This is a genomic window from Micromonospora sp. NPDC051300 (genome assembly GCF_044455315.1).
In the GTDB taxonomy this organism is placed as follows: domain Bacteria; phylum Actinomycetota; class Actinomycetes; order Mycobacteriales; family Micromonosporaceae; genus Micromonospora; species Micromonospora robiginosa.
Genome location: NZ_JBITEP010000001.1, coordinates 434,870 through 443,920, shown reverse-complemented (window position 1 = coordinate 443,920; position 9,051 = coordinate 434,870). Strand labels below are relative to the sequence as shown.

Below are 9,051 nucleotides of genomic sequence, written 5' to 3'. Positions count from 1 at the left end.
ACGCACCGAGCGCAGCGAGGGCCGTGAGCGCATGCCCGGCCGGCACGGCATGAGCGAACGCACCGAGCGCAGCGAGGGCCGTGAGCGCATGCCCGGCCGGCACGGCATGAGCGAACGCACCGAGCGCAGCGAGGGCCGTGAGCGCATGCCCGGCCAGCACGGCATGAGCGAAGAACGGGATCTTGCCGCCCAGGTCGTGGAGCTGGTCCGGCGGGTGGCCGGGCCGACCGCCGAGGCGGAGGTGCTGGTGACCCGCACCGACCTGGCCCTCACCCGGTTCGCCAACTCGTTCGTCCACCAGAACGTGGCCGAGACCGGCACCGCCGTGCAGCTTCGGCTGCACGTGGACGGCCGGACCGCCGCGGGTGGCGGCAGCCGGGTCGATCCGGACGGGCTGGCCGCGCTCGTCGAGCGGACCCGGGCGGCGGCCCGGCTGGTCCCGCCGGACCCGGCCTGGCCGGGGCTTACCGCGCCGGTTCCGGTGCCGTCCGGCCGGGGCGTGGACGAGTCGACCGCGTTCGCGTCGCCCGACGAGCGGGCCGCCCGGGTGCGCGCGTTCGTGGAGGCGGTCGAGGGTTTGGAGGCGGCCGGTTACTGCCGCACGTCCTACCGGTCCGGCGCGTTCGTCAACTCGGCCGGCCAGTCGGCGGTGGGGCGCGCCGCCGAGGCGGCGATGGACGGCATCGCCCGGGCCGGCGGCGCGGACGGGGTCGCCCGGCTCTGCGCCGACCGCCTCGCCGACCTGGACGGTGCCGTGCTCGGCGCCCGCGCGGCGGCCAAGGCGCGCGCCGCCGCCGACCCGGTGGAGCTGCCGCCGGGGCGCTACGAGGTGGTGCTCGAACCGGCCGCCGTGGCCGACCTGCTGCAGAACCTCGCCTGGTACGGCTTCAACGGCAAGCGGCACGCCGAACGCCTGGCCTTCGCCGAGCCGGGCACGGCCCAGTTCGATCCGGCGGTGACGCTTGTTGACGACCCGTTGCACGCGTCGACGCTGCCGTTCGACCTGGAGGGCACGCCCCGGCGGGCGCTGCCGCTGGTGACGGCCGGCACCACCGGCGCGTTGGCGTACGACAGGCGCAGCGGCGCGGAGGCGGGCACGGGATCGACCGGGCACGGCATGCCCGGCGGGTCGACCTTCGGCCCGATCCCGCACAACCTGCGTCTGCTGCCGGCGGACGGGGTGGCGGGCGCGACCGGCGGCGGTCCGGCCGCGGGGGTGACCGGGGCGGTCGGTGACCCCGACACGGCGGCCCTGGTCGCCGGTGTGCGGCGGGGGCTGCTGGTCAGCGACTTCTGGTACACGCGGGTGCTGGATCCGAAGCAGTTGGTGGTCACCGGGCTGACCCGCAACGGCGTCTGGCTGATCGAGGACGGGGTGCCCGTCCGGGCGGTGCGCGACTTCCGGTTCACCGAGTCCTATCCGCGCGCGTTGGGCCCGGGGCGGGTGCTCGGCCTGGGCCGGTCGCCGGTGCGTCAGCCGGACCGGTCCGACGGGGCCTGGTGGGAGGCGCCGGCGGTGCGACTGTCCTCGTGGAACTTCACCGGCGGCGCGTCCGGCTGACCGGTCGGCCCGCGCCGGTGACCGGTGGGCGCGCCACGCGCGACGCCACGCATATTGATCATGATCCGGGTCTTTCCAACAGGCGGGACACACGGGACACTGCGTTGCGCGGCCGGGCCGTGAAGATCGGCGTAACGTGTGTCACTTAGCCGCGCCGGTTCGCGGCGTGGTCGTGCGTGCGCAATGACGGGGCAGTGACGTCAGGGAGACTCGAATGACATCAACGGCGACGAGGCCGCGGGGAGCGCGGGCGCGTGCCGCGATCGCGGCGAAGACGTTGCGGACCGACCGCTGGTGGCTCGCGCCGCTGGTGACCGTGGTCGGGCTCAGCGCCTGGGTCATCTACGCGACCGTCCGGGTGTTCATGCACAAGTGGTACTGGGTCGACCAATACCACTACCTGACGCCGTTCTACTCCCCCTGTGTGACCGAGCGGTGCGTGGAGGGCTCCTCGCACTTCGGCAGCTTCCTGCCCGGCTGGTGGATCATCCCGGACGCGGCGCTGACCCTGCCGTTCCTGCTGCTGTTCCGGCTGACCTGCTACTACTACCGCAAGGCCTACTACCGGTCGTTCTGGCTGTCGCCGCCGGCCTGCGCGGTGCCGGACGGGCACCAGACCTACAGCGGGGAGACCCGGTTCCCGCTGCTCGGGCAGAACCTGCACCGCTACTTCTTCTACGCCGCCGCGATCATCTCGCTGATCAACACCTGGGACGCCGTCCTCGCCTTCCACTCCCCCGAGGGCTTCGGCTTCGGCCTGGGCAACATCGTCCTGCTGGTCAACGTGGTGATGCTCTGGGCGTACACGATCTCCTGCCACTCCTGCCGGCACATCATCGGCGGCCGGCTGAAGCACTTCTCCAAGCATCCGGTGCGGTACAAGGCGTGGACCGGGGTGTCCTGGCTGAACGTCCGGCACATGCAGCTCGCCTGGATCACCCTGGGCACCCTGGCGTTCACCGACTTCTACGTGATGGCGGTGGCCGCCGGCTGGTTCAACGACCTGCGGTTCATCAACTGAGGGCCTGGACATGACTGAGACTCGAATCGAACGACACCACTACGACGTCGTCGTGATCGGGGCCGGTGGCGCCGGCCTGCGCGCGGCGATCGAGGCCCGGCTGGCCGGCAAGAAGACCGCGATCATCTCGAAGTCGCTGTTCGGCAAGGCGCACACGGTGATGGCCGAGGGTGGGGCCGCGGCCGCGATGGGCAACGTGAACTCGCGGGACAACTGGCAGGTGCACTTCCGGGACACCATGCGCGGCGGCAAGTTCCTCAACAACTTCCGGATGGCCGAGCTGCACGCGAAGGAGTCGCCGCAGCGGATCTGGGAGCTGGAGACGTACGGCGCGCTCTTCGACCGGACCAAGGACGGCAAGATCTCGCAGCGCAACTTCGGTGGCCACGAGTACCCGCGCCTGGCGCACGTCGGCGACCGGACCGGCCTGGAGCTGATCCGCACGCTCCAGCAGAAGATCGTCTCCCTCCAGCAGGAGGACAAGCGCGAGTTCGGCAGCTACGACGCGCGGATCCGGGTGTTCTCCGAGACCACGATCACCGAGCTGCTGCTGGACGGCGACCGGGTGGCCGGGGCGTTCGGCTACTACCGGGAGTCCGGCGAGTTCATCCTCTTCGAAGCGCCGGCCGTGGTGCTGGCCACCGGCGGCGTCGGCCGGTCCTACAAGGTCACCTCGAACTCCTGGGAGTACACCGGGGACGGTCACGCGCTGGCGCTGCGCGCCGGGGCCACGCTGATCAACATGGAGTTCCTCCAGTTCCACCCGACCGGCATGGTCTGGCCGCCCTCGGTGAAGGGCATCCTGGTCACCGAGTCGGTGCGCGGCGACGGCGGCGTGCTGAAGAACTCCGACGGCAAGCGGTTCATGTTCGACTACGTCCCCGACGTCTTCCGCAAGCAGTACGCGGAGACGGAGGAGGAGGCGGACCGCTGGTACACCGACCCGGACAACAACAGGCGTCCGCCGGAGCTGCTGCCCCGCGACGAGGTCGCCCGGGCGATCAACAGCGAGGTCAAGGCCGGTCGGGGTACGCCGGCCGGCGGCGTCTACCTGGACATCGCGTCCCGGAGGTCGGCGGAGGAGATCCGTCGCCGGCTGCCCTCGATGTACCACCAGTTCAAGGAGCTGGCCGACGTCGACATCACCAAGGAGCCGATGGAGGTCGGCCCGACCTGTCACTACGTGATGGGCGGCGTCGAGGTGGACCCGGACACCGGCGCGGCGGCGGGCACGGTCCGCGGGCTGTTCGCCGCGGGCGAGGTCTCCGGCGGCATGCACGGCTCCAACCGGCTCGGCGGCAACTCCCTGTCCGACCTGCTGGTCTTCGGCAAGCGGGCGGGCGGCCACGCCGCGACGTACACCGATCAGCTCGGCGGGCGCCCGGCGGTGTCGGTGGCGGCGGTGGAGGCCGCGGTGGAGACGGCGCTGGCGCCGTTGCAGCGCGACACCGGGGAGAGCCCCTACCAGCTCCAGCAGGACCTCCAGGTGGTGATGGGGGACCTGGTCGGGATCATCCGCCGGGAGGGCGAGCTGGCCGACGCGCTCGGCCGGCTGGCCGAGTTGCGGGAGCGGGTGGCGAAGGTGAGCGCGGTGGGCGGACGGCGCTACAACCCGGGCTGGCACCTGGCGCTCGACCTGCGCAACATGCTTGTGGTCTCGGAGTGCACCGCGAAGGCGGCGCTGGAGCGGCAGGAGTCGCGCGGCGGGCACACCCGGGAGGACTACCCGGCGATGGACCCGACGTGGCGGCGGGTCAACCTGGTCTGCGCGCTCGACGGCGACGCCGTCCGGCTGACCCACAAGCCGTTGCCGACGATGCGCCCGGAGCTGATCGGGCTCTTCGACCGGACCGAGCTGTCCAAGTACCTGACCGACGAGGAGCTCGCCGAGTTCGACGCCCTCACCGAGGAGGCGAGCAACTGATGGGAAGCAAGCGGCAGTTCCGCATCTGGCGGGGCGACGAGACCGGCGGCGACCTGCAGGACTACACGGTCGAGGTGAACGAGGGCGAGGTCGTCCTCGACGTCATCCACCGCCTCCAGGCCACCGAGGCGCCGGACCTGGCGTGCCGGTGGAACTGCAAGGCCGGCAAGTGCGGCTCCTGCTCCATGGAGATCAACGGCAAGCCGCGGCTGGGCTGCATGACGCGGATGTCGACGTTCGAGGAGGCGGAGACCGTCACGGTCACCCCGCTGCGCACCTTCCCGGTGATCCGGGACCTGGTCACCGACGTCTCGTTCAACTACGAGAAGGCCCGGGAGACCCCGGCGTTCGCGCCGCCGGCCGACGTGGCGCCCGGCGACTACCGGATGCAGCAGATCGACGTGGAGCGGTCGCAGGAGTTCCGCAAGTGCATCGAGTGCTTCCTGTGCCAGAACGTCTGCCACGTGATCCGTGACCACGACGAGAACAAGCCGGCGTTCTCCGGTCCCCGGTTCTTCATCCGGGCGTCGGAGCTGGACATGCACCCGCTCGACGCGCGCACCGACCGCAAGGAGTACGCGCAGTCCGAGATGGGGCTCGGCTTCTGCAACATCACCAAGTGCTGCACCGAGGTCTGTCCCGAGCACATCAAGATCACCGACAACGGGATCATCCCCATGAAGGAGCGGGTCGTCGACCGCAGGTACGATCCCCTTGTGTGGCTCGGTAACAAGATCTTCCGGAGGGGTCAGGTGCCTCAGACCAGCGCGACCAGCGGGCATTCCAGCGGTGCGGTGACCAGCGGCGCGGCCCACGCCGGGGTGCACTCGCACGCCGGCGGCTCGCACGACAGCGGCGCCGAGCGCCAGGCCCAGCAGGGCGTCAACTGGCAGCGCGAGGTGCCGCACCCGACGGCGCCGGCGGTCGACGCCAGCGGCAAGCTGCCGCTGACCGAGCTGACCTTCGACCGGGCCGCCGCGCCGTCGCCGTTCGGCGACGACGTGGAGTTCCCGCTGCCGGCCGAGCACCTCAACTTCGCCCACCCGCAGCAGGACGAGCCGAAGCACTGAGCAGCGGCACGACGATGACGGGGGCCAGCGGCACACGCCGCCGGCCCCCGTCCCGTTTCCGACCCGTCGTCCGGTTCGGCGTCGGCCCGGCGCGGCGTGGGGGCGCGGAGCCGGACCGGCCCGGCTCAGGAGTCGGCGAGCAGCGGGCGCAGCGCGGCGACGATCGGCACGTCGGCCGGCAGCCAGTCGACGCTGTCCAGCTCGGTCGCGGAGAGCCAGCGCAGGTCGCCGTGTTCCAGGGCGGTCGGCTGGTCGCCGTGGAGCAGGCGGGCCGCGTAGACCCGCAGGACGGACCGACCGTGGGCCATCCGTACGTCCCGGCCGACCCGGTCGCCGATCGCCACGCGGACGCCCAGTTCCTCGGCGCACTCGCGGGCCAGCGCGTCGGGCTCGGTCTCCCCCGGCTCGACCTTGCCGCCGGGGAACTCCCAGCGCCCCGCCACCTCCGGGGGCGCGGAGCGTTCGCAGGCCAGGACCCGCCCGCCCACGATGATCGCCGCTCCGACGACCACCTTCGGCTCGCGCCGGTCGGCCTGCCCACTCCCGCTAAACCGTTCGGTCCGCACGGGCCACCAGCGTGCCAGATCAATCGGCGGTTCGGGTAACTGAGTCGGCCATCAGGCCAGCAGAACACGGAAGTGTGGGCGTGGACACACCTTCTGTGCGACGACAGACTAGAGGGCGTCGACTGGGACACGGGATGGCGACGATTTGGCCACAAGCCGGCAACGACGCCTGGGAGGTGCGGTGATGCGCGTGCTGTTCAGCAGCCGGGCGAAGCACGACTACCTCAGCGACGCGCTCGCTCTGCTGTCCGGGTGGACGCGCGAGGGTGAGCAGATCCGCCGCACGCTGGTGCTCGACGACACCCAGCACGCCGCGCTCACCGAGCGGGTGGCCGTGGTGGCCGACGCGCTACGGCTGCGCCCCGAGATCAGCCGGCGGGCCGACCGGACGCAGATCCGGCTGGGCCACGACGACGGCGAGCCACTCACCGAGGGTGAGGTGCTGCTCGCGGCGCGCATCGAGGACGCGGTCCGGGCGGTCACCGAGCACTGAGCGCTGGCGCCACTGTCCTACCGTCGAGGTCATGTCTGGCCCGACGTACGACCGCAAGGAACAGTTCCAGCAGATCCAGAGCGGCCTGCTGCCCGGTGAGCAGATCATCGCCGTCTACGACGCGATCGGCACCGGCACCGGCTTCATCGGCCTCACCGACCGGCGGGTGATCGTCCAGGACCGCTCGTTCGTCGGCAAGAAGTACGCCATCACGAGCATCCCGTACTCGAAGATCACCAGCGTGAGCGTGGTGAGCAACAAGTCCTGGGGCGGCTCGTTCTTCTCCACCGGGGCGATCGCCGTGCACGTCGGCACGCACAGCTACGAGGTGGAGTTCCGGGGCGCCGACAAGAGCCACCACGTGCACAACGTGATCCTGCACCACATCTCCTGACCGGCCTGACACAATCGCCGCCATGCGGGGGTTGATCGCACGCGGGCGCGCCTGGCGCGCCGAGCACCGGCGGGCCGTACGCCTGCTCCGCCGGCTCGTCCTGGTCGCCGCGGCCGGCGTGGTGCTGCTGGCCGTGGTGACCGTGGCGAGCGCGGTCTGGATCCGCGGCGACGCCCGCGGGCACGTGTTCACCGTCGCCGACGTGCCGGACGCGCCGGTGGCGCTGGTGCTCGGCGCCCAGGTGGAGGGCGACGGCACGCCGTCGCCGTTCCTGGCCGCCCGGCTGGAGATCGCCAGGCAGTTGTTCGCCGCCGGCAAGGTCGAGGTGGTGCTGGTCTCCGGCGACCACATGGACTGGGACTACGACGAGCCGGACGCGATGCGCCGGTGGCTGGTCGAGCGGGGCGTGCCGACGGAGAAGGTGGTGCTCGACCACGCCGGCTTCGACACCTACGACTCGTGCGCCCGCGCCCGGCGCATCTTCGGTGTGCGGCGGGCCACCGTGGTCACCCAGTCGTTCCACCTGCCGCGCGCGGTGGCGCTCTGCCGGGAACTGGGCATCGAGACCAACGGCGTCGGTGACGACACCGTCCGCCGGTTCGCCCGACAGTGGCGGATCAGCAGCACCCGGGAGTACGGCGCCGGCGTGAAGGCGGCGGTGGACGTGCTCTCCGGACGTGACCCGGTGCACCTCGGCCGCCACGAGACCGCTGTGGACGACGCCCTGCGGGCACGGTAATCCGGTTGTCCACCGGGGACTGTCGCTGGTCTGCTGGCGTGATGTCAGTCTTCGACGATCCCGGCCACTTCGGCCGGCTCTGGGCCGCGACCTACGACAGCCCTGGCAATCCCGACCCCGCACCGGCGGTCGACTTCCTCGCGCCCCTGGCCGACGGCGGCCCGGCGCTCGAACTGGCCGTCGGGACCGGCCGGGTGGCCCTGCCGCTGGCCGCCCGCGGGCTGACCGTGGAGGGCGTGGAGGCGTCCCCGGAGATGGTGGCGAAGCTGCGCGCCAAACCGGGCGGCGAACGGATGCCTGTCACCATCGGCGACATGGCGGACGTTCCGGTGTCCGGGCCGTACCGTCTGGTCTTCCTGGTGTTCAACACGCTGTTCAACCTGGTCGACGCGGAGCGCCAGGCGGCGTGCTTCCGCAACGTCGCCCGGGTGCTCGCCCCCGGCGGCGCATTCGTGATCGAGACGTTCGTGCCGGACCCCGCGAGCTTCGACCGGGACGAGCAGGTCCAGGTCCGTGAGGTGACCGAGGACTCCGCGACCATCCGCATGCACCGGTACGACCGGACGGCGCAGACGTTCGTGCGGCAGACGATCACGTTCGACGCCGACGGCGTGCACCTGCACCCGTTCGCCATGCGCTACGCCTGGCCGGAGCAGATCGACGAGATGGCGGAGCGGGCCGGCCTGCGCCTCGCCGAGCGGTACGCCGACTGGGACCGGACGCCGTTCGACGCGGACAGCCGAACGCACATCTCCGTCTACCGCCTCGGGTAGCGTTCCCGGCGATGACCGTGACCATTGCCGCGATGGACGACACGCACGCCGACGCCGTGTTGGAGATCTACCGCCTCGGCATCGACGAGGGGCACGCCACGTTCGAGACCGAGCCGCCCGGCTGGGGCCGGTTCACCGCCGGTCGGCTGCCCGGCCACCGGTGGGTGGCGCTGGACCCGGCGCGGCGGGTGCTCGGCTGGGTGGCCTGCTCGGCGGTCTCCGACCGCTGCGTCTATGCCGGTGTGGTCGAGCACTCCGTCTACGTGCACCCCGAGGCGCGGGGACGCGGCGTCGGCGGGGCGCTGCTGGACGCGTTGATCGAGTCGACCGAGGCGGCCGGCGTCTGGACGATCCAGTCCGGCGTGTTCCCGGAGAACACCGCGAGCCTGGCCCTGCACGCGACGCGCGGGTTCCGGGTCGTCGGCACCCGGGAGCGGATCGGGCGCCACCACGGCGTCTGGCGGGACGTCACGCTCATCGAACGGCGCAGCCCCCGGCTCCGCTGACGCG

The 9,051-nt window shown here is 71.8% G+C and carries 10 protein-coding genes; 9 read left to right on the top strand and 1 reads right to left on the bottom strand.

Features of this window, described 5'->3' with window-relative positions; all coding sequences use genetic code 11:
* Positions 1-145 precede the first annotated feature (145 nt).
* From ACIA5A_RS02210 to ACIA5A_RS02195, 4 genes are all read left to right on the top strand, one after another.
* Positions 146-1,561: a TldD/PmbA family protein gene (locus ACIA5A_RS02210; RefSeq protein ID WP_396755837.1), complete on the top strand. Its 1,416-nt coding sequence runs from the start codon at positions 146-148 to the stop codon at positions 1,559-1,561.
* Positions 1,562-1,775: 214 nt separating this feature from the next.
* Entirely contained in the window at positions 1,776-2,582 is an 807-nt protein-coding gene (locus tag ACIA5A_RS02205) for a hypothetical protein (RefSeq protein WP_396755524.1), read from the top strand.
* 10 nt (positions 2,583-2,592) lie between these two features.
* A complete protein-coding gene (locus ACIA5A_RS02200) occupies positions 2,593-4,506 on the top strand; it encodes a fumarate reductase/succinate dehydrogenase flavoprotein subunit (protein ID WP_396755522.1) in 1,914 nt (637 codons plus the stop codon).
* On the top strand, positions 4,506-5,576 hold the full coding sequence (locus ACIA5A_RS02195; protein WP_396755520.1) for a succinate dehydrogenase/fumarate reductase iron-sulfur subunit: 1,071 nt from the start codon (positions 4,506-4,508) through the stop codon (positions 5,574-5,576). Before ACIA5A_RS02200 ends, ACIA5A_RS02195 begins: the two co-directional genes overlap by 1 nt.
* Before the next feature lie 125 nt (positions 5,577-5,701).
* Here the strand turns inward: ACIA5A_RS02195 and ACIA5A_RS02190 are convergent, their stop codons facing one another.
* On the bottom strand, positions 5,702-6,142 hold the full coding sequence (locus ACIA5A_RS02190; protein ID WP_396755518.1) for a (deoxy)nucleoside triphosphate pyrophosphohydrolase: 441 nt from the start codon (positions 6,140-6,142) through the stop codon (positions 5,702-5,704).
* 184 nt (positions 6,143-6,326) lie between these two features.
* Here ACIA5A_RS02190 and ACIA5A_RS02185 point away from each other — a divergent pair, with 184 nt between their 5' ends.
* From ACIA5A_RS02185 to ACIA5A_RS02165, 5 genes are read left to right on the top strand one after another with little or no spacing between them, the layout of a single operon-like run.
* Positions 6,327-6,635, top strand: a complete 309-nt coding sequence (locus ACIA5A_RS02185; RefSeq protein WP_091071967.1) for a 4a-hydroxytetrahydrobiopterin dehydratase — start codon at positions 6,327-6,329, stop codon at positions 6,633-6,635.
* Positions 6,636-6,666: 31 nt separating this feature from the next.
* Positions 6,667-7,029, top strand: a complete 363-nt coding sequence (locus ACIA5A_RS02180) for a PH domain-containing protein (protein WP_181570197.1) — start codon at positions 6,667-6,669, stop codon at positions 7,027-7,029.
* Between the two features lie 22 nt (positions 7,030-7,051).
* Positions 7,052-7,768, top strand: coding sequence for a vancomycin high temperature exclusion protein (locus ACIA5A_RS02175; RefSeq protein WP_396755515.1), 717 nt, complete (start codon positions 7,052-7,054; stop codon positions 7,766-7,768).
* Between the two features lie 41 nt (positions 7,769-7,809).
* Positions 7,810-8,541: a class I SAM-dependent methyltransferase gene (locus ACIA5A_RS02170; RefSeq protein WP_396755513.1), complete on the top strand. Its 732-nt coding sequence runs from the start codon at positions 7,810-7,812 to the stop codon at positions 8,539-8,541.
* Between the two features lie 11 nt (positions 8,542-8,552).
* On the top strand, positions 8,553-9,047 hold the full coding sequence (locus tag ACIA5A_RS02165) for a GNAT family N-acetyltransferase (RefSeq protein ID WP_396755511.1): 495 nt from the start codon (positions 8,553-8,555) through the stop codon (positions 9,045-9,047).
* Positions 9,048-9,051 lie beyond the last annotated feature (4 nt).

Excerpts from the sequence above, each read along its gene's own strand:
- ACIA5A_RS02205 (WP_396755524.1), top strand. The coding sequence starts at position 1,776 with ATGACATCAACGGCGACGAGGCCGCGGGGAGCGCGGGCGCGTGCCGCG.
- ACIA5A_RS02165 (WP_396755511.1), top strand. The coding sequence starts at position 8,553 with ATGACCGTGACCATTGCCGCGATGGACGACACGCACGCCGACGCCGTG.
- ACIA5A_RS02185 (WP_091071967.1), top strand. The coding sequence starts at position 6,327 with ATGCGCGTGCTGTTCAGCAGCCGGGCGAAGCACGACTACCTCAGCGAC.
- ACIA5A_RS02180 (WP_181570197.1), top strand. The coding sequence starts at position 6,667 with ATGTCTGGCCCGACGTACGACCGCAAGGAACAGTTCCAGCAGATCCAG.
- ACIA5A_RS02170 (WP_396755513.1), top strand. The coding sequence starts at position 7,810 with ATGTCAGTCTTCGACGATCCCGGCCACTTCGGCCGGCTCTGGGCCGCG.
- ACIA5A_RS02200 (WP_396755522.1), top strand. The coding sequence starts at position 2,593 with ATGACTGAGACTCGAATCGAACGACACCACTACGACGTCGTCGTGATC.
- ACIA5A_RS02210 (WP_396755837.1), top strand. The coding sequence starts at position 146 with ATGCCCGGCCAGCACGGCATGAGCGAAGAACGGGATCTTGCCGCCCAG.
- ACIA5A_RS02195 (WP_396755520.1), top strand. The coding sequence starts at position 4,506 with ATGGGAAGCAAGCGGCAGTTCCGCATCTGGCGGGGCGACGAGACCGGC.
- ACIA5A_RS02175 (WP_396755515.1), top strand. The coding sequence starts at position 7,052 with ATGCGGGGGTTGATCGCACGCGGGCGCGCCTGGCGCGCCGAGCACCGG.